Here is a 20,721-nt window from a genome sequence, read left to right on the forward strand (position 1 = left end):
ACCCTTTTTGTTAGTAGTGAGTAGAGTAGCAAGGAGGAGTAGCAAGGAGGAGTAGAATGAGACTAAAAATGTCTGGGAACAAACGTTATCGGACATTTTTTTGGGGCGGATAAACCCGCTTCATCCCGCGTATTATTTTGAGGCTGTGTGATGACGTTATCACGTACAGACGCAGGTGTAGATACAGAAGAATTAGGGGTGGCGCTCGCTCAGTTATCACCGGAACAACTAGCGGTGATCAAAGCAACAGTCGAAGCGGTGGTACAGGCAACTGGCACACCCAAAATCACTGGGGCGGAAACCACCAGCGAATTGTTTTCTAGTTGGCTCACAAGTAGGGAGTCAGAGCAAACTGTGCGGGCATACCGAAATGACGTGATGCACTTTGTTCAGTGGCGACTAGGCATTGACTATCCAGACTTAGATAATTTAAACCTGCACACCACCACCAAAGAAGATGTAGACAATTACAAAGCCCACCTACTTAAAAAAGAGAAAACAGGGGAAATTGCTCGTGCTTCCGTCCGCCGTCGCCTTGCTTCCCTTAAAAGCTTTCTGCGCTACGCTTGCGATGTAGGCTACTTGCGGGCCAACCCTGCAATGTTGTTGAAAGTACCTCCGGAGCGCAAAAAGATTAAGGAGCGCACCCTGACTGAGACTGAGATTGAAATCCTATTCGATGCAGCTGCACAAGTTGTAGAACAAGCCCCCACTCCTCACAAAAAGATACAAGCGCAACGCAACCAACTAATTCTGGAGCTTTTTTACTACGGTGCTATTCGGGTAGGTGAGAGTGGTTTAACCTGGGCTACCATGCATTCAAATCAGTCCGGGCTACCTTACATTAAAGTGGTAGGCAAAGGAGACAAGGAGCGCGATGTTCCCATACCAATAGAACTTTACCAATACCTTTTGGCTAATCGACAACATACTAAAGACAAAACCGAGCCGCTTTTCACAAGCCAAAAAACGGGTGAACCCATTTGCGATCGCCACATCCGCCGCATCATCAAATCCATTGCCGAAGTAGCAGGGTTAAGTCGCATCCCCTCCCCACACTGGTTGCGGCACAGTCACGCCACCCATGCTGCTAAAAACACGCCTATTCACATCATCACTAAAACACTGGGCCACTCGTCAGGGAAAATCACGATAGACAACTATCTACACGTAGGTGAAGATGAAGCTAGCTCTCTTAACCTCAAACGATATCGCTGAGGCTTTGTGAGACATGCCCCGATTAGAAATTAGCGGCGATCGCCACGTAGCCCATCGCGCCACTACCCCAGAAATGTGAACGCTTGCGTCACCTGAGCGGATGATACAGTTCGTCAAGAGCATTCCATTCCCAACCCACGCTCATTGGATCGCGGTTACGAGACCAACTCAAAAATTCTTTGGCGCTCTTGTTTTCTCTTTCAGCAATCAGGCTTTGGGGGCTAACACCGAGTCTTGGGGCAAGACTTTCGTTTGTCCTGGGTTGTAATTCAACTTGTGTTTGTTGGTATGGGTGCACTTGTCTTCGCGGTTTGTTGTTGCCCAATCTCCCAGAGGCGATTGCCCGTTCGATTAGCTCCAGCTTTTTGGTGATAGCTTCAAGTTTTGTTTCCACCGAGGAGCCTTGATCGGCAAGATGGGATTCCAGTTTCTCCAGCTTTTTCTCTAGCTGTTTGACTGATTTACTGCCTGCCGTTACATCGATATCATTATTGATATCAAATTTTATTAGTAATTCCTCTAAGGCTTGCAGCAAGGCAATTGTATGACCCTGCCTGTGTAGTTTTGATAGTCGCCGAACCACCTTAATTAGTGGAACGGGCACACGAATCATCTCGCTTGGTGGGGACTTTTGGTCAGGCATTTGATATCATTTTTGATATCGATATATTGTAAAAGGTTTGGCGCAAAGCTGTAATTTACTGAGTATTAATTGTGTCCATATTTTGAAAGATTGTTACATTTAGAAACAATCTGCTGTAGAGGAATAATAAAGTTCAACAATTTCTGTTAGGTGCTTTACCCCGCTCCAGGCATCCGTCCATAAATCGCTTGCCTGTACGCCGCGCACACGCTACGTTATTACTAGAGCGATCGCCACCGGCTCATGGCGGTTACGCCATCGCACTTGCTATTTAGACCTGGCGTGTTGACCTTCAAAGGTAGCGTTGACGCACTTCCCCTCGCTGTCCGTATACTCATTACTCCCTAGTGCCGATACATAAGCGCACTATCCGAAAGAGATCGTCCCAGTTTAAGAAGTGAACTTAAGACATCACCTCATATTTGGTTGAAATTCTAGCGTCCCTTTGCGTTGATTAGTTTCATAGGTGGGCTAGGTTTCATAGGTGGGCTAGAACCAACAGAGTGTTCTGATTATTCTGTAACTAGCTAAAATTTTAACCATGTAGGGGTAGAGCTAGCAATGTAGGGAAATGGCCGAACTATATAAGGCTGGAATCATTGAGGTAACAGAAGCAGAAGATGAAGATGAAGATTTATTTGACGTTGCGGTGCATTTTGACGGCGATATTTTTCTTCCCAACGTCGTTTTTGCAGGCAAAGACCACGCATTGCGGCAAGCTAAAAAGCTCTATGATTGGCTAGAAGGTAATCCAAAAGAAATCAAGGGAGAGCAACTGCGTTGGCAATCATACACAGTTAATCGTGAATCTCTAAGAGAGTATCCAGCCTGCTATTTACCTTACTACTATTCAAGGTATGAACAAAGTTTAGAAGTTTTAATTTTTGAGCGAGACCAAGAAGCCATTGCTTATGGTTGGTTGAGCGCTGAACCTTTACCTTACTATATGGATAAAGAAGATGGTTTGGTAGTTCTTGGAGATATTTCAGATGATGCTGTGCTTGCTGGTTGGCATAAAGCTATTGATATACGCATTCATATTTACTCTTTTATCTACCAGTCAAATAGCAGTCACAAGCTTTAATAATCAGTTGACAATTAGGAGCTTTAGGTGCAGCGAAAAATCGAGTTAAAAAGGGGTGTTGATAATACATCTGTTGAAGCCTATTTGGTAGATTTAGTCCAAAGACATGTTGATGATTATGTCAATTATTGGGTAGAAAGCTTAAGGTTATTTAGTCAAGAAGATAAATACTGGGATTGGATATTCAAATTAAGATATATTGCCAATCAAGAAAATCTTGAAGGTTACGCAGTTGAGTGCGAAAACAAAACTCAAGGATTAATGATAATAGAAACGCAAATGCACGGTTCTCGGTTAAATATTGGTAAGAGGCTAGTTTATGTTGATGGTATTGCCACTGCCCCCACTAACCGAATCGAGATTCAGCGTCCGCCTCAATTCAAAGGTGTTGGTCAAGCACTATTAAATTTCGCAAGAATTAGAAGTGTTGAGTTAGGGTATGAAGGTAGAATTGGGTTGCATTCCTTACCAAGGTCTGAAGGATTTTACGAAAAACAAAATATGTTGAACTGCGGTTCGGAAGAAGAATATGATAATTTAGTCTACTTTGAGTATGGTGTATTGAGACGAAAATAAGGGCTGAACCGGGTAAAAATTTATGAATCATCAACAGCAAAAGGATAATTCTGAGGCAAACGAGTCAATAACAACCCAAGAAGCTATAGATTTACTTTTTGGTAAAGGATGGCTCGAAGAGGCTGTTTGCATCGAAGATGAAGCAAATTGTACGATTGGCGCTGGTTTGGATTGGGGTAATGCATTACCACCTTTAATGCTCAACCTTCCTTTATTTGGTCGCTTATCAACGCTGCGTGTATCTCTCAACCGCGAAGTCAGGCTAATAATTGAAACATGGGATTTAGGTATAGGTACAACTTCTGCAACAGAGACTGCAAGGGCACGCATTAAAGAGCGGTTGCTATCTCCTACACCTGAGTTAATACCTCACTTGGAAGCTACTTTGTTGCAAGATGATTTATACGGTGAAGAGTTTATATCTAACCGCGAAGCTCTCAAATCGCTACTTGCAGTAGTTCTTACTGATTCTGATAGAGAAGAAATTGCAGAGAAGGCTGCTAATTCAATACGCACACAAGTTATGTCACAGGTGAATTTTTCCGGAAAACTTTCTGCGTAAATATAATCACAATAATATCGCGTCAAATTAAATCGAAATTAGTTTTCTGCAACCCAAAAGGAACTGATTGATGACTGGTAAAAACCGCAGTCGCTATTCTTCAAACTGGGATAATATCGCACTTGAGGTCAAATCCAAATCAGACTGGAAATGCACGCGCTGCGGTATGCAATGCTTACGTCCAACTGATAAAAGAGATGGGTGCGATTCGTAGAGAACGCAGCATTAAAACGTTAGTGGTTCACCACCGCAATTATACGCCCGAGGACAATCGAGCAGAAAATCTCGCGGCTTTATGCAGTGGCTTATGTAGAATCCACGTTGTAAAAGCCTTGATGTGACTGACTTCGGTTAAATTCTTCTACAACGTAACCCATGACAACTCTTTCTATAAGTAGTTCAAAAAACTCTGGATTGGCTTTATGGGTAGGGAGGTTTCAGGGTCGAAGACATAGCTAAATCGTTCCTTTCTGTGAGGGTATCTCGCCCATTGAACCTTGGTCATTTTCTACGTTGTGGAAATTAATTTGTTTCTACCCTAACGCAAGAATTAGGGCTGTTGTTGTTGTTTTTTCTACGTTGTAGAATAGATTTTTGTTGTCTATATAAACAGCTTGTCATATGCTATTTCATACACGCAGACGGGGAAATGTATCACCAGGACAACTATCTTTGTGGTAGAAAAGCCAGTAGTTTAAGACAAATTAATAGTAGATAGTTATGATAAAGGTAAAAGATAAATATTATCTTTATAAGTCAACATCACAACATTTGCTGACGCAACAACTTCGTTGAAAAATTGAAGTTGTATAGACATGAAAACTACTACGAGTTCTAACCCAAAAACTAACCAAAAATTAGTAAAATATACACAGCAAATTCAACAAACAAGCACCTTCATAAGCGAAGCAGATTACTACGACTACGAAGCAGAATTAGCACAAGAAAAATCAGACTACTATCACTTGCAGTACGGATACTAAATTCAATCTCCTTTCAAGCATCAACTCTTCTTAGTCAACAACTAGTAGCAACTAACTGCTAGTTGTTTTTTATATCAAAAGTAAATTATGACTTCAGCAATTGAACGCGAAATCAACCAACTCACTCTCAAAGAATTAAGCCTAGATGCTGCTAAACTTTGGTCACAGATAGAAGAAGCAGGCGAGTTAGGCGAACAGGGTAATATAGAACAACTCTTACAAGAACTTATGGGTGTTCAAGATGGTATCGAAACCAAAATCGATGCGATCGCCTGGGTAGTTGACCAGTTAAATCTTGACCTTGAAACCTGGGAGGAAAGAAAAGCGCGAGTAGCCGAACTCCACGACCGGGTAATTTCACGTCGCAAAACTCAACTTGAACAAATCAAGCGCACCCTCATCCACCTACACGAGATTGGATTAATCAGTGACAAAAACATCGGTAAAGAAAGGGTAATTGAAATCAGGGATAACCCACCAAAAGTCGCTAACTTACTAGTAGAGGTAGATGATGAAGATTTTCCTGATGAATTTAGAGTTATTAAGTACCAAGCTAATAATAAGGCAATTATTGAAGCCTATAAATCTAGTAAAGATATTAGCAATTTTGCCGAGGTAACTATACAAACTAGAGTTAGCTGTTGCACAGTTAAAATGTTATCCAATAATCTCTTGCGCTCTCCAACTACTGACAATTAATCATCAGCCTTTGAGAACAGTTGGTGAAGGATCTAATGTTATTCTCACAAGTCGAGATTACAAATTTACTAACTTCTCTAGCGATTCTATGCTTGTATACGATCGTCGAGTTGCAGATCCAAGGTTTGATCCCAGTTTACCTTGTGTAACAGATGTGGACTTTTTACTAAAACTTTTTGCCAAATGTGATCGCTGCTTTCATTTTGGAAAAACACTTCATTTTTATGTGAAACGTTCTATTTCTGTAACTAATGGGCCTGGTGCAAGTCAGAAAATTGCTTTGACTAAAGAAGTGATGCTAAGTAGGCTATCTTCTGGATACTATCAATTATATGATTTAGATAGCATCTTTTGTTTTGAGTCGTTCTTTTCTTTATCATTAAAAGCTGAAGAATCTTATAGTGCTGCCTTAAAAATCAATCCAAATGTGCTGTTTGAGGATTACATAGAACGAGAGATACTTTACTTGCTATAAGATAATATTTTTGTTCCACGAAAAAGTGCCGATCTTGATGCCAAGAAATTTATGATTGAGAAGAAGTTATGTCAAGTAGAGCCTAGCGGGACTTCAATTTCGCTACTTTGGGATGGTATATACAACGTGGATGAGTTTGGCAGAATGATTGTACCACCGACGTACCCAAGTAGTAATTATTCTGCTTCTTATAATTGTACGCAAAGATTTCTGGCGTTTACCTCAAATTTTTCTAATAGTGCAAGACTCAAAAAACTCAGTGACATAGGAACTGATGAAACAACTTCAGTTAGGATAGGTTATATTTCAGGTGAAGTTTCATCAGTTGCAAAGTTAAAATTTATTCCTTACGAACAAGTATTAGTTATACCAGTACAAGTTTATGGAATAGAAGAAATTTCTTCTATAACGCTTCGTATTTATCAAGGTGGCTTAAACAATAACTCTAAAATCCAAGTAATGGATACATCTACTCAATATGGGAATAATCAAAGCCGTCTCCTGTATCAGGAGAGCCTAAAAAGAGAGGAGATTTTTCACCTTCAAAATGTGAATGGTTCTACCTTAGAAGAAACAGATTATGCTTTCTCTAAGCGAATTGCAAATTATTGGGGAGTTGAGGATTTTGCTAATTGGTATTATCAAACTTATACCGTTGAAGTATTGGTTTTTGCTAAACCTAGCGTATCTAAAATTACTGATATTAACACCAATATATTGAGGTGTATTGAACACAATTATATCATAGCTTGCGACCAATTAAACTACAATTACAATTTCAGGCGTAAGGATGGTCTTTTTAAGTGGCTTAATGATTTTTCTCGTATACAACGACTTTTCAGAAATAAGAGATTATTCTTCACCTACCTTCAGCACATAGAAGATTATCTGAAGCGAAACGCTGATGCAGAATTGCTGGAAGCGTTAGAATTTTTTGAAGAGCAAGCACATTTTCCAACAATTCAAGCAATTCCAATTGGAGTACTATCTTCATCAACTTTTAGTCAATTGGTTACATATGCTTATGCTATTAATGATATTGGTGTGCGCTCATGTCATGGAGGATTCACTCATCGACTTCAGTGGCACGCTATTATTCACTTAATAACCAAGAGACATACGACTGCGATTGTAGAAGGTTTTAATTACTCAGCTTTAGAGCTATATTGTACAGCGCGTAGCGGACTTTTTGATAGCACTAATAACCCAAATGCTAAGTTTAACGTTGATCTTTGGCGATTCTTATTCGATCGCTTTGATAAATATGCGACAGAGAATGATCCGCAGTCTACCTTATCTGTGAGCTACCCTGAGCAGCATGAAGATGAACTACATTATGCTGAACAGGCTTACATGGCGCTCATGAATTTTCATCCGAATCCTCGTGTAATTCAAAGGTTTATTACATTAATAAGTCGTCAGCCAGCAGAAAAGTCGTTAAGGACGAATTCTTGTATCAACTCCTTAGATATTAATAATGTAAGTAATTTAGATATTTGGCTCGAACGCTATCTAACCCAATTAGATCCACCTTCAGATCCCAAGTCTGCTTTTATTACAGATAAGCGATTAAGATGGGGTTGTCTCATTTGTTCTGACGAGTGGGAAGTAATTGATAAAAAACTTGAAAGTCAATCCATTCATTTCCATGACCTTAATCATGTAGCATCCAAACTTCGCTCTTTCTTCTTTGAAGCTGTAATTGCTGTTAAAGTTGTGTCTGAATTCTATAATAATCCACAACTTATACCGTGCGAAAATTTACATCGTTCAATTCTTTTAGTAAAACCTTCAAAAAATCAACCTCTTGCAAATGCATTGGAAGAAGTTGCACCGTATGCTCGCACTCTAAGCATATTACGGCAGGTTGATAAGCATGGAAGACAACTATTATCAATGATGAGTGATGAGCAGGGTAATAGTATCGGCTGTCTTATTCGGACTGATGAGAGTTTATTAAGTCAAGAAATAATAGATATGCTTAAAGTTAGAAGCCGATTAAATCTTAATACGTCTAAAGTTAGCACTTGGACTACAGCAGGCATAGCTTTTCCATAATAATTGTTAATTCTTACACTGTATTAGGGTCTGTCATCAGTTGATGTAAAGGAAGGTAAAGTAAACAGAGAAAAGATTTTAGAAGGATTATAGAGCCATGACTTGCCGCCGTTATACCCTCCGGGAAGATCAGTGGGAGCGCCTCAAAGACCTATTGCCGGGACGAGAAGGTCATGTCGGTGGGACAGCGAAAGACAATCGGTCGTTTGTGGAAGCCGTGTTATATCGCTACCGAGCAGGTATCCCGTGGCGAGACTTACCCGAACGGTTTGGGGACTTCCGAGTGGTACACACGCGGTTTAGTCGCTGGGCAAAAAGTGGGGTGTGGCAACGAGTCTTTGAGGTATTAGCCGATGATGCAGACAACGAATATGCCATGATTGACTCGAGCATAGTCCGCGCCCATCAGCACAGTGGGGGTGCAAAGGGGGGGATGCAGACAGGGAAGCGATTGGACGAAGCAAAGGGGGGTTGAGTACTAAGATTCATGCGGTCGTGGATGCCTTGGGCAATCCGATCAGCTTTCATCTCACACCAGGGCAAGCCTGTGACCTGGATGGTTCAGATGTGCTATTGCCTCACCTGAGCGCAGACACTGTGCTGGCAGATAAAGGTTACGATGCGGATGCGCGCGTGATCGAGGTTCTTGAGGCTCAAGGTAAAACTGCCGTGATTCCGTCGAAGTGCAACCGCACCACTGTACGTGATTATGACAAAGACCTGTACAAAGCCCGGCATTTAATTGAGAACTTTTTTGCCCGACTCAAGCAGTACAGAGCGATTGCCACCCGTTATGACAAACGCAAGGTCAATTTTCTCGGTGCAATTTACCTCGCTGCTACTGTGATTTGGCTTAACTGATGACACGCCCTAAGACATATTGGAAAAATCAAGATGGATAACTTAGAGAAGATTATTTCAAAGTTTGACCTAAACGATGGAGAATTAGCTTATCGCTATTCATCTTTGCCCTACGGATACTATAAGGAAGAAACTTATCCCATATTTTGTGCAACTCTTGATGCCGTAGGAGATGATATCCACGTTTTAGATATTGGCTCTGGGCCGGGACATCTAGCTTTTGATTTCTATCAAAAAAGACCGAGTAGCAAAACCAGATTTTCACTCATGGATTCGAGTTATACATTTTTAAGAATAGCTAAAGAAAGAATAGAAAATCTTGGATTTCATATACAGGTATTTCATCGTAACTATAACTTCCTAAATTGGGAACGGGATTTAGGTAAATATGATGTTATTGTCTCTAATAACTCGCTTTTCCACTTAAAACCTGATCTGGTTGCTCCGTTTTATGAAATTTTGTTTAATCTGCTGAACTCTAATGCTGTCTTTCTGAACCAACAGGCTTTTAGTCCTATCCTTCTCAAGGAAAGTTTTACAACCTTTTATAAAATTATGGGACCTGAGCATTATATGTCAGAGAAAGATAAAGCTCAAATGCCAGAAATTATTGAGGTATTAACTGATATTGAATCAGATGATAAATTGAAATTTAGTTCTGAGATTTCAAAGCTTAAATCTGAAGGATGGAAGCTAGATGAAACACCAAGTTATGCAAGTTTAAATCTTTCTGAAGTTCAGCATCTTAAATTTATGAATTTAGCTGGATTTATAAGTGCTTGTATATGGAGGAAAATGCACTTCGCGGTTCTTGTAGGTTTGAAGGGCAAGCCACTTTAAAACTTTATCTATGAGTTCAAAGATATAGTTGAATATCTTTATCCTAAGATTATATGTTTCGATGGTCTAATAAATTTACACAAAAACTCATTTGGTTTTATGCAAAATTCCGAACTTTTGTGGACAACTGGAAAAATACAAATAAAGTATCAGTCTCATTTGAATGCAGGCGGTACAGTCCATGCACCAATTCTATCAAAGTACATAAATGAGAGATTTGGAATAATTTCAGAGGATGCTTTGGAGGTATTTTCTGGTCCTGGCTTTATTGGCTTTCATCTCATAAGTGAAGGAATTGCTCGTAAGATAACTTTTACAGATATAAATCCTATAGCTATCAAATCTATTAATAATAATCTCTTGCTAAACAATTTATCGCAACAATGCTCTGCATACTGTGGTGATAACTTAGAAACATTACCTAAAGAATCTAAGTTTGACCTTGTAGTTGGAAACCCACCTTGGTCATTCAAAGACCAAGGGGATACCTCTGGTTTAGAAAGCGATCCAGGTTGGCGCACTCACTGGAAATTTTACAAGGGAATTGCTCAATATTTAAAGCCTAGTGGTATTGTTATTCTTCTTGAGTGGAAGCCAGATGAAACAGAACCATCTGGCTCAGGCATCAAGTCTTGGGACGTAAGACCTCGTCCCCCTCGACTTGATTTTTTGGAGATGATCGAGGCAGGGGGATTACAACACATCGAAACAGTCCCATTAGTAGGAGGATGGGTTGGTCTACATGCAGTAGTTTCATCAAAGAAATAAATCCAAAGCTTTGCCAGCAATAGAACGTTCCTGTTGGAGCGGACGGGCTAAAGCCAATACCTTTAGCCCGTCCGCTCAACAGGAACGTTCTATTGAATACTTTTTCACATCCTTAGTTTCTCCTCTGAACAAGATAGCCTTGGCGGTAATCACTCTTCTTTAATTTGGAAGCTTGACGTGCAGACCACTGACGCATAGGAGTAACTTTCTCTACATGAAGTAGCTTTTGGCGATAAGTATCATTACCCGTTAGTTGAGCGATCGCACCAGCAATAAATCGAGCGCAGCGTTCTGGCTGAGACGAGACTTGTTCTTCTGCAAACCGGATGACTAGCCAGTTGGCATCGACAAAACACTTGTTTCGGTAATCATCCTCGCCGATACAGTGGGTAGGCTTAAGAGTTGCAAACGAAATTGGCTCATCAATCTCCAAATCTATGTGTAAGCCAGTATTTGGTTCAATCATCAGAAAATCAGCCGTAAATGGTAGTCGATGCCCTGGAGGAAGCATCACCTGCTGGGGAGAAACAATTTCACCAAAATAGTGTTTGAGAACATTTTCAAACAGCCCCTCACTTGCCCCGATTGGTGCATCTCCCTGTCCAGAAGGAAAAACTAAAGGGGTAAACTGTTTTTTTTCTTTAACTAACTCTGGGATAACAACAATTGGATATTCTGGTGTCTTTGCCATACTCGCACTAACTCTTCATACTGCAATTATCTAAATTCACAACGCGATTACACAATCAACAAAATACTGAAAGTAAATCAACTTTTTTCTAATTTATGGACGCAAGAATTAGAAAATTATCAGTTCTCGTACAGCATCTCTTCTGGATAAGATTACTTCTGAGTACGCTACAAGCAACTGAGATGAAGTCTAGCTTTGACTATCTAGAAGACCTTCTTGCGGACAACTATCCAATCATCGCCTGCGAATCTCCCCTCCAAGAACGTCACCGCTTCCTCACCCAGATCATTACTTACTGTCAGCAAGCAGGCAAAAAAGCCTACATCTGGAATCTCAGCGAGGACAGTATTAAAGAACTAGCCGTCAGCGCCGAAGAAAATCTCGTTCTTCGAGAGTTTGACGACTATAAACCTTCCATAAAACAAAATAAAGAAGACTATTTTCAAGTACTCAATTTTTGGAAGTTTTATTCTGGTAGCGGAGTATTAATCGTTGAAAATATTTTTCCTTGGATAAAAGAAAGCATACCTAAAGAATCTGATTTTATTTTTATATCAGAATGGATTAAGTCGTCGTTAATAAATATCAAATTTCATACCAAAGATAGTGGTAAAACTACTATCTTACTAGGAGCCAACGCGGAAATAGCAAGCGAAATAGCGGCAGAAATTCCCCTATGGAGTCAAGAACTACCAGATGCACAAGAAATTATTGATAGTTTAATCAAAAGCAAAATTTTTTCTTTAACATATACAGATCAAGACTATTTAGAAATTGCTAACGCTAGTGTTGGTTTGTATATTTCTGATATTATGTATTGCCTAAACGATATTAGTAAAAATCATGATTTAGGAAATTCCAGTGAGATAGCCAAGCTTCTGCTATCAAAAAAAATTCAACTGCTCAACCGCTTGTATGACATTGAATTCTTACCTCCGCCAAAAGTCCAGCTTGGAGGATTGGAAATTATGCAGCAGTCATTCAAAAAATTCAAGCGATTGCTTACCCCGCGTGCCAAACAATACAATCTCCGTGTACCCAAAGGGATTATGCTTGTGGGGCCACCGGGGACAGGAAAATCACACTCAGCAAAAGCCTGTTCCCAGAATATGGGTATTCCCCTTATCATGGTCGATTGGGGCAACTTTAGAAGTTTTGGCAACCAAGCAGAAATGAAACTCAAACGCTTGTTGCGACTGGCAGATAGGTTCAACCAAGTAATTTTGTACTTCGACGACTTCGATAAAGGCTTCGCCGGAGAGGATGACCTCGCCAAACGGCTTGCTGGCCAGCTGTTGACATGGATGCAAGAGCGCACGTCAGATGTATTGGTCATCGCCTCAGTCAACCGAATGGAATGGCTGCCACCCGAACTCACCCGTGCTGGACGGTTTGACTATTTATTTAAAGTAGACCTGCCCAATAATGGGGAAAGATATAGTATCTTCAAACTGCACGCTGCCCGATTTGACGAACGTTTTCGCAATGGCGGCGACCCCTGGAGCGAGGAACAGTGGCGCAGAATTCTTAAAGCCACCAATCGGTGTGTAGGTGCAGAAATCCAGACAATTGTAGAACGCGCCGCTAGTACCATATTCTGCGAAACAGTAATAGAAGATACCTACTCAGAAAGCCAAGTCCCCACACTTGAACTAACAATCGAGGCATTACTAGAAGAACGCCGCCAGATTAACCCGCTTGCCATCCGCGAAGCCGATAAAGTCGAGTCGATGCGTAACAAAGCTGACCAACAAGCTTTACCTAGTAGTCCTCTCGATGAAAGCAAGTTTGCTGTTGGTAATATCGATATTTTCAGCTAATGAAAGGAGCCAGAATACAGAATTCAGGAGTCAGAAAAACTTCAGCCATAAAGGAAGGAGTTTCGCGCTGGTGGTTAAAAAAACTTTTTTGTTTTGCTTAACAACTCTGATGAGGCTTTAAACCAACAGTTAAGAGTCATTCGTACAAAGTCCTCAAGCCTTACGCAAGCTTTCTCCTGAATTCTGACCGGAGGCAGAGCTTCTCCGGCTCCGCTCCTGAGTTCTGACTACTTCTTTGTAAACATCATAAATCAATTCAAAGTTTCACCATGTTTGAACGAAAGCAAATGTAGCCAAAACATTTCAAAAGTTCATAATGCTTGCCATTTCTAACCACTCTACTACTTTATTTATCTAAAACTATGGAAGTTACAAGACAAACCGCTCAAACCAACATTCAAACGAAACAAGCACAAAATCCAGAAAAAAGTCTATTTTTCAAAATTCTCAATATCGTTGGGCCAATTGCTGGTTTTACTGCTGCCCTCTCACCCCTACCACTATACTTTTGGACTCGCCAGCCCCAGTATCTACCTATTGATGCAACCTTTACCAGTAATAATCAAACAGTTCAACTCGAACTAGCAGACGATAGAAAAGAATATGCTCACGGACTCAAATTTCGTGACTCTATTCCCGAAAATCACGGAATGCTATTTGTCCTCAAAAAACCTGAAAAAGTTAAACTTTGGATGCAGGATACGTATATTCCTCTAGATATGATATTTCTCCAAGACGGAGTTATTAAATCAATCGTAGAGGCGGCTCCCCCCTGCAAAACAAAAACCTGTCCTAAGTACGATTCCATCTATCCTGTTAACCAAGTTATCGAACTACCTGCTAACACTACCAAAACCCTCAACCTCAAAGTAGGCAAGAAGCTCCATTTCGACTTCAACCCAAATGAAACGCAGAATTAATTGACGGACAATTTATTTCACTGGGTAAATTAACGGTAAGCCACCGTAATTACACTACCTCACATATCAATTACTGACCCCCGATATAGTCTATATCGGGGGTCAAACATTATGAAATAAACCACTGATTTAAATGTTGAAAGTTGTCAATCCAATTTTTCTAATTTTTTACTAATGATTTACTGAAAAACATAGTGTTTAAAAATGGAAAATTCTTAGATGCTTTTACGGATATTAGTCTCATAAAATAGGTTTACAAGCGAGAAGTTGGAGCAGAGATTTACTCCAATTCAAACTATGTACTAGGGGCAGACTCCGCCAACGGAATAAAGCAGTAACTCAGTCGTAATTACCCCTACAAAGTTTCATCCAGTAATTTCCAAAATCATCTATTTTTTTTATGAGAACAGACTACGAATCTAATTTTAGCAACGACCGCGATCGCATTCCTTCCTACGAAGAATACGGATACCCCGCTCCCACCCGTCGCCGTCGCAACTGGAAAGAAAACGCCAGCATCGCCGGACTAATGGCAGTTGGTACTGGCTTGATGATTGCAGATATCTCCATTCATCACATGGTAATGGCATCGCTGGCCTTTGGAACTGGCATTGTAGCGTTACTACCCAAGGAAGCAAACTTGCTACTTTCCAACTTTGAGAAATGGCAACGCAAGTATGGCATCAATATCTATACCGTCTTGTTCTGCTTGGTAGGTGTAGTATTTATGTTGGATATGGCCGCTGCACCTGCAAACGCCCAGTTCATGCAAAACGCAGAGGACTTTTTCACAGAGTATTTTACAGGTGTTGACGCAGACATCATTAAATACGTATTCGCAGTACTGCGCGGTTTGTTCTTAATTTACCTTGGTATTGGTCTGATCCGGGTCGTTCAATCAGCCAGAAACGACGAGGATTGGCAAACAATCGCCCGTACACCAATTATCGTTGCCCTCACAGTTGTAGTTGGAGATTTGCTTGCAGGGCTGGTAACAGGCTGAGGAGCCACTCGTCAAAAAAGCCACCACGAGTGGCACAATTCCACAAGTGCCACTCATCAAGATTTCAAAAGCTGACTTTTGCCTTTCGCAATCATGACAAGAGTTCGGGAATTTCGTACTGTCAACCGTGTATTAGGAGACCAACTACGCCTCGGGCCATTCCCCGCCGACCAAATTGTTCCCTGGAGTGCGATCGCTCTCATCTCCTACATGGTAGTCAAGGGTTTTATGCAAGCTTCTTGGCTTGCAACCGGAATTGTAACCGCCTGGGGATGGGCAACCTGGTGGACAGTAAGTTCCAACAAAGCCTTTTTCGGTAAGTTTGTCGGCACGCCTCGCATCACCCGTGGCTATAAACCATTTGTCTCCCTCGTTAATCCTCTACAACCTCAACCCAAGAAAAAGCGCCAGCTTAAAAAACGCAGATAAAGCTTCTGGTAAAAAAGAATTCAGGAGTCAGGAGCCAGAATTCAGTTCTGAATTCTGTGTGACTGGTAGATAGCGCAGCGTTAGCGAGTCCGCGAGCATCTGAATAAACGGGTTTAAATCCCCACTTTCTTGTTCTGAATTCTGAATTCTGACTTCTCATTAAGAAATATCACCGAACGAAACTACAGGCTATGAGTTCGACCGCCTCAACGAAAATTAAGCACAAAATTGGGAAAAAATCTCTCGATACCGAACAATTAGGTGTTGTCAAAAACCTGACACCGTTTGAGGATATTACCCATTTAGCCGGGATTGCAAGTATCTCGCTTGCTGGTCGTAGAGATATCGGCGCACTTATTCTCCAGAAAAAAGAAGATATTCAAATCAAGTTCTGCTTTGACGTACAAGGAATTCACCCATCCTTACCAGAAGAACAGATTCTCCCCATTTTTGACAATATTGAGGGCGGACTCAAAGAACTTCCCGAACGAGAAACCTTAACAATTCACCTTGGTTCGTTCACTGATGACTTTCTCCGGCAGCAGGAACTAAAAAAGATAGAGGATAAATGCGATCTAGAGCAATTAACTTTATTAGTGCGATCGGAACGTCTGCGAACGAGAGAACTTACCGAAGCAGGAACCCGTAAAAACAAGTTCTTACGTTTCTGGTGTACCTATAGTGTCCTGGCTTCTGAAGACAGTCGCTCAAATGATGCGATTGAAAAAACTATCAAACAGTTGCAGAACGCCTGGTTCCAATTTACTGGTCAAATCCACGGTGTTCGGCAAGAACGAATCGAAACAATCTTACGGGATAGTTTTACCTCTGGGTTTCAACGGTGGGAACAACTTTTTACTAACTCAATGGGGCTTTCAGTACGAGCAGTCACAAGTGAGGAAGTATGGTCAATTCTTTGGAGTCAGTTTAACCGTAGCGACGCACCCAAACTTCCCAATCCCCTCATATTAGATGAAGAAGGGCTTCGAGAAGTTCAAAGCAGCGATTTCCACATTCGCCACCTGATGCTGGAGAACGAAAAATCTGTCCCGTTTCTCGATCGCAGCTGGGTAAGACTACAAGACAAGTATATCGGTGTCCTGCAATTTAGCGAAAAGCCCCAAGGGTGGGTAGACGAATACGCCCAGCTTCGATACCTCTGGGAGGTAATATCCAAAGAAAAAATCTCCGATACTGAGATTATCTGCCAGCTATCTAAAGCCAACCAGGGACTCGCCAAAACTGCCCTTCAACGGATTACCAAACAGTCAATTACCTCCAGCGCCATGTCTTCCGAGAAGGGGTCAATTGACGTAAAAGCCAATATGAACATTGAGGAGGCAGTTAAGGCACAAGAAACTATCCTCAGAGGCAGTCTCCCGATCCATACTGCTGTTGTTTTTTGTGTCCATCGTCATAGTCGTCAAAAACTTGATGAAGCTTGCCAATACCTTTCTAGCTGCTTCTTGCGACCTGCCGTAGTTGATAGAGAAATTGAGTATGCTTGGAAGACATGGTTACAATCTGTACCTATTGTCTGGGAAAACCTACTTACAAGACCCTTTAACCGTCGCCTCCCCTATTTCTCATCAGAAGTTCCCGGACTCATGCCGATAGTCAGAACAGCTACGGGAGATAAATCCGGGTTTGAGCTAATTGCTGAAGAGGGAGGAACTCCAGTACATCTCGACTTGTACAAGCAGCACAAAAATCTCGCTATTTTTGGTACTACCCGTGCTGGTAAATCTGTCTTAGTAGCAGGTCTATTAACACCTGCCTTAGCTCAAGACATTCCCGTAATTGCACTTGATTATCCCAAACCCGATGGTACTAGTACGTTTACCGACTATACCAAATTTATGGGAGAAGAAGGGGCATATTTCGATATTAGTAAAGAATCGAACAACCTATTTGAATTACCAGATTTAAGGGGGTATGAACCTGAACTTATTAAGGAAAGGATGACTGATTTCAAGGAATTCTTGAAATCCACATTAATGATAATGGTACTAGGGACAAACCCTGTAGGGGTAAGTCCGACAATGGTATCAAATATCGAAAGTATCATTACAATCACAATTGAAACTTTCTACAACGATGAAGATATTAAACTTCGGTATAAGCTAGCGCTAGAGAATGGATTAGGAACAAGTGAATGGGCAGATATTCCAACACTTAAAGATTTCTATAATTATTGTTCGCCTGGGTTTATCAAACTCGATTCAATCACCAATAATAGTAAAGAAATTCTCGATGCTCTTGACCAAATCAGATTGCGATTAAAGTTCTGGTTAAACTCACGAGTTGGACAATCAATCGCCAATCCATCTAGCTTTAAAACTGACGCCCGACTACTGGTATTTGCACTGCGATCGCTTGGGAGTGAAGCTGATGCAGCAGTCCTTGCCCTTAGCGCCTATTCCGCAGCATTACGTAGAGCTTTATCATCTAAAGTATCAATATTTTTCTTAGACGAAGCGCCGATTTTATTTAGTTTTGACAGCATAGCCGAGCTAATTGGTAGACTCTGCGCCAACGGTGCAAAAGCAGGTATACGTGTAATTTTATCTGCCCAAGAGCCAGAAAGTATTTTCCAAAGTAAGTCTGCCTCTAAAATATTTGCTAACATCACAACCCGCCTTATCGGTCGGATTCAAACATCAGCTGTTGACCCATTTGTTAACAGGTTTAAATACCCTTATGAAATTATCTCACGCAATAGTACCGAAGCATTCTTTCCAAAACGCGAAAGTATCTACTCACAGTGGTTACTTGACGATAATGGCAAACTTACTTTCTGTAGGTATTACCCTGCTTATTGCTTACTCGCAGCAGTAGCAAATAACCCAAACGAGCAAGAATTACGCACTCTCTTCCTCAATAAATATGCTGATAATCCAATGCTGGGTATGGTGAGATTTTCTGAGGCATACATACAGACACTTCGGGGAGATGAGTTAAGCCAAGAAGCACAACATTTACTGGATAAAAATAACAATCAGCAATTAAAGTCAGCATAAATTATATAAGACAAACTAACAAATAATCTGGACTGGTAAAAAGAAAAATCAATAAATCATAAAAAAGTGGCTTAAGTTTAATTGCCACATTGGTTATTTTATCCACCAAAAGTATGAGACAAAAGTTCAAGTTTACTAAGAAAGGAGTAATAATCGGGTCAATCATTGGTCTGGTTACTTTACTCGGTACAGCACCCAGTTATGCCTTTTCAATTGACGATTTTTTCAAGGTTTTAGGCAAATTCAATAACTATTTTGAGGAAACCAAAAACGAACTCACCGCAGCAGCTAATGAATGGGGTGGGATGAAAAGCGAAGCTAAAACTGCTATTCAGACTGGCAGTATGGATATGCCAGACCCAGTAAATTCAGCAGAAAAGCTCAAAGAGCAACTCAAGGAAAAGGGTAACTGGAATGAAAGTAACACAGTTGAAGGTGCTGTAGGTGCAGCTAACGAACTGGAGAGAGAAACCACCCGCGCTACGATCGCCAGCGTCTTAGGGGAAATCGGTCAGGAACGTACCAAAAATGAAATAGAAGCAACTGAACAAACTGTAGCTGAGTCCAAAGAACTCGCGGAATCTGCACAGGCAATGGATGCTTCACAAAACATCCTCAAGGTAATTGCTGCCCAAAACTCGCAAATTGTCTCAATGTTGGGACAATCCCGCACCGACGGACTGCAAGCACGGCACGATGTCCAGCAAACTAACTTGATGCTAAGTCAACTTGCCGAACAGGGGGCAAGCGATCGCCGTCGTCAAAACCTGATGATGGACGGTATCAGTGCCCAGTACATCGAAATCAGCGGGTTTAGCAGTCTCAAAACTACTGCTGGGCAATAATTCACTCTAATTATTTGGTCATCTCAATTGCAGAGATGACCAAACCTTCACGCCTGTTAACTAAGTGCTATGTTAGAACACCTCATAATTGCAACCGACCCATTTTTTGGACAAGACATTTTAGAAAATGCCGCCGCTGGAGCGCAACTAGTAGCTGAAGGTTTCAATGAACTTTGGCAGGAAACCCTTAACGGCAGCTTATATGGCTCAATGTGCAAAGTTGGTCAGTTTTTTGCGATCGCCACACTCACTCTTTTTATGGTTGAGTTAGGCAAAAACTGGATAAATCAAGAGGATATGAAAGCTCTCTCCAGTTGGATATGGCCCATCCTGGTTATCGGGCTACTAGCTAACAATGGCACTTTGCTCAGAAGTGGAACACTCGCAATACGAGGATACATTAATACTGTCAATAGTGACATTCTTGAATTTACCGCTGCTGGAACCAACCTAGAAGTAGCATTCAATCGAGCAGTCGGCAATATTGCCCTCCAGCAGCAAGTAGGGGCAGCAATGGAAAGATGCCGCTCAATCCCTGGTAACACGCAAGATTCAATCACCTGCTTGCAACAGGCAGAAGCAGAACTCAAAACCTCTGCGCCCGATCTATTCAAAGGAGAAGCCCCCGATAGCGGTAGTTGGGAGTTTAACCCACTTCAGGCTTTATCTGATGCCAAAGATGCGCTCAACGACCTCTCCCCCGGTCAAATTGCCGAAAAGATTGGTAATTCTATCACCAGTACAATCGGCTCGATGATTACCGGATTTGTTGCAGTCATCCTCCTCGCCCTAAATAACGCTTACCAGTGGGGTATCGAATTCACGATGCTTTTAACTGCCCTACTTGGCCCATTGGCAATAGGCGGTTCACTACTCCCTTTTGGCGCGAAACCTATTTTCGCTTGGCTAACGGGTTATTTCACCGTTGGAATGGCAAAACTTTGCTTCAACATGATTATTGGTTTGTGCGGACAACTTATTGCTAATTCTGAACAAAACCAACCGATGATATTTCTCCTTTTTGTTGGGTTGGTTTCTCCTATTCTTTCATCTGCATTAGCCGCAGGTGGTGGAATAGCTGTTTGGACAGGATTAGGTAAAACAGTAGCATTTGGCTCTGAAATTGCAGCAGGAATCGCTACAGGTGGAGCAAGTACAACTGCTACGGTTGCTGTCAATGCCACCAAATTTGTTAGTTCCAAAATTAAAGTTAAAAAGTAATTAGT

20 protein-coding genes are annotated in these 20,721 nt (G+C 41.3%); 18 read left to right on the top strand and 2 right to left on the bottom strand.

What is annotated here, in order from left to right:
• Positions 1-150: 150 nt before the first annotated feature.
• Complete coding sequence (locus RM049_RS20560; protein WP_094351907.1) at positions 151-1,218, top strand: tyrosine-type recombinase/integrase; 1,068 nt, start codon at positions 151-153, stop codon at positions 1,216-1,218.
• Positions 1,219-1,306: 88 nt separating this feature from the next.
• On the opposite strand, the gene RM049_RS20565 is transcribed toward RM049_RS20560, so the two are convergent.
• Entirely contained in the window at positions 1,307-1,861 is a 555-nt protein-coding gene (locus RM049_RS20565) for a hypothetical protein (RefSeq protein WP_322705482.1), read from the bottom strand.
• 571 nt (positions 1,862-2,432) lie between these two features.
• Between RM049_RS20565 and RM049_RS20570 the strand changes: the two genes are divergently transcribed.
• The 10 genes from RM049_RS20570 to RM049_RS20615 all read left to right on the top strand — a co-directional run bounded on the left by RM049_RS20570 (position 2,433) and on the right by RM049_RS20615 (position 10,767).
• Positions 2,433-2,945 (top strand): hypothetical protein, encoded by a 513-nt coding sequence (locus RM049_RS20570; RefSeq protein WP_322705483.1) that lies wholly within the window; start codon positions 2,433-2,435, stop codon positions 2,943-2,945.
• A gap of 27 nt (positions 2,946-2,972) precedes the next feature.
• Positions 2,973-3,521, top strand: a complete 549-nt coding sequence (locus RM049_RS20575; RefSeq protein ID WP_322705484.1) for a GNAT family N-acetyltransferase — start codon at positions 2,973-2,975, stop codon at positions 3,519-3,521.
• A 22-nt stretch (positions 3,522-3,543) separates the two neighbouring features.
• Positions 3,544-4,083, top strand: coding sequence for a hypothetical protein (locus RM049_RS20580; protein WP_322705485.1), 540 nt, complete (start codon positions 3,544-3,546; stop codon positions 4,081-4,083).
• Between the two features lie 815 nt (positions 4,084-4,898).
• Positions 4,899-5,066 carry a hypothetical protein gene (locus tag RM049_RS20585; protein WP_322705486.1) on the top strand — a complete coding sequence of 56 codons (168 nt, stop codon included), beginning with the start codon at positions 4,899-4,901 and terminating at the stop codon, positions 5,064-5,066.
• 87 nt (positions 5,067-5,153) lie between these two features.
• Positions 5,154-5,765 carry a siphovirus Gp157 family protein gene (locus tag RM049_RS20590; protein WP_322705487.1) on the top strand — a complete coding sequence of 204 codons (612 nt, stop codon included), beginning with the start codon at positions 5,154-5,156 and terminating at the stop codon, positions 5,763-5,765.
• A gap of 10 nt (positions 5,766-5,775) precedes the next feature.
• On the top strand, positions 5,776-6,240 hold the full coding sequence (locus RM049_RS20595; protein WP_322705488.1) for a hypothetical protein: 465 nt from the start codon (positions 5,776-5,778) through the stop codon (positions 6,238-6,240).
• A gap of 51 nt (positions 6,241-6,291) precedes the next feature.
• Positions 6,292-8,298, top strand: coding sequence for a LirA/MavJ family T4SS effector (locus RM049_RS20600; RefSeq protein WP_322705489.1), 2,007 nt, complete (start codon positions 6,292-6,294; stop codon positions 8,296-8,298).
• 97 nt (positions 8,299-8,395) lie between these two features.
• Positions 8,396-9,159, top strand: a protein-coding gene (locus RM049_RS20605) for an IS5 family transposase (RefSeq protein ID WP_416212652.1) whose coding sequence is annotated in 2 segments (ribosomal slippage) — positions 8,396-8,726 and positions 8,726-9,159 — 765 coding nt in all. Because the reading frame shifts where the segments join, the coding sequence is not laid out codon by codon here.
• Between the two features lie 33 nt (positions 9,160-9,192).
• Complete coding sequence (locus tag RM049_RS20610) at positions 9,193-9,999, top strand: class I SAM-dependent methyltransferase (RefSeq protein WP_322705491.1); 807 nt, start codon at positions 9,193-9,195, stop codon at positions 9,997-9,999.
• A 99-nt stretch (positions 10,000-10,098) separates the two neighbouring features.
• Positions 10,099-10,767 carry a methyltransferase gene (locus tag RM049_RS20615; protein WP_322705492.1) on the top strand — a complete coding sequence of 223 codons (669 nt, stop codon included), beginning with the start codon at positions 10,099-10,101 and terminating at the stop codon, positions 10,765-10,767.
• A 112-nt stretch (positions 10,768-10,879) separates the two neighbouring features.
• Here RM049_RS20615 and RM049_RS20620 read toward each other — a convergent pair whose 3' ends face one another.
• A complete protein-coding gene (locus RM049_RS20620; RefSeq protein WP_322705493.1) occupies positions 10,880-11,458 on the bottom strand; it encodes a hypothetical protein in 579 nt (192 codons plus the stop codon).
• Positions 11,459-11,640: 182 nt separating this feature from the next.
• On the opposite strand from RM049_RS20620, the gene RM049_RS20625 reads away from it, so the two are divergent.
• The 7 genes from RM049_RS20625 to RM049_RS20655 all read left to right on the top strand — a co-directional run bounded on the left by RM049_RS20625 (position 11,641) and on the right by RM049_RS20655 (position 20,716).
• Entirely contained in the window at positions 11,641-13,278 is a 1,638-nt protein-coding gene (locus tag RM049_RS20625) for an ATP-binding protein (protein WP_322705518.1), read from the top strand.
• A 362-nt stretch (positions 13,279-13,640) separates the two neighbouring features.
• Positions 13,641-14,198, top strand: a complete 558-nt coding sequence (locus tag RM049_RS20630) for a DUF192 domain-containing protein (protein WP_322705494.1) — start codon at positions 13,641-13,643, stop codon at positions 14,196-14,198.
• A 400-nt stretch (positions 14,199-14,598) separates the two neighbouring features.
• Positions 14,599-15,201, top strand: a complete 603-nt coding sequence (locus tag RM049_RS20635; RefSeq protein WP_322705495.1) for a hypothetical protein — start codon at positions 14,599-14,601, stop codon at positions 15,199-15,201.
• A 93-nt stretch (positions 15,202-15,294) separates the two neighbouring features.
• On the top strand, positions 15,295-15,630 hold the full coding sequence (locus tag RM049_RS20640; RefSeq protein WP_322705496.1) for a hypothetical protein: 336 nt from the start codon (positions 15,295-15,297) through the stop codon (positions 15,628-15,630).
• Between the two features lie 191 nt (positions 15,631-15,821).
• Positions 15,822-18,650, top strand: a complete 2,829-nt coding sequence (locus RM049_RS20645; protein WP_322705497.1) for a hypothetical protein — start codon at positions 15,822-15,824, stop codon at positions 18,648-18,650.
• Between the two features lie 113 nt (positions 18,651-18,763).
• Positions 18,764-19,495, top strand: coding sequence for a hypothetical protein (locus RM049_RS20650; protein WP_322705498.1), 732 nt, complete (start codon positions 18,764-18,766; stop codon positions 19,493-19,495).
• Positions 19,496-19,564: 69 nt separating this feature from the next.
• Complete coding sequence (locus RM049_RS20655; protein ID WP_322705499.1) at positions 19,565-20,716, top strand: hypothetical protein; 1,152 nt, start codon at positions 19,565-19,567, stop codon at positions 20,714-20,716.
• Positions 20,717-20,721 lie beyond the last annotated feature (5 nt).

This window comes from Nostoc sp. DedQUE04, assembly GCF_034530995.1.
GTDB lineage: Bacteria > Cyanobacteriota > Cyanobacteriia > Cyanobacteriales > Nostocaceae > Nostoc.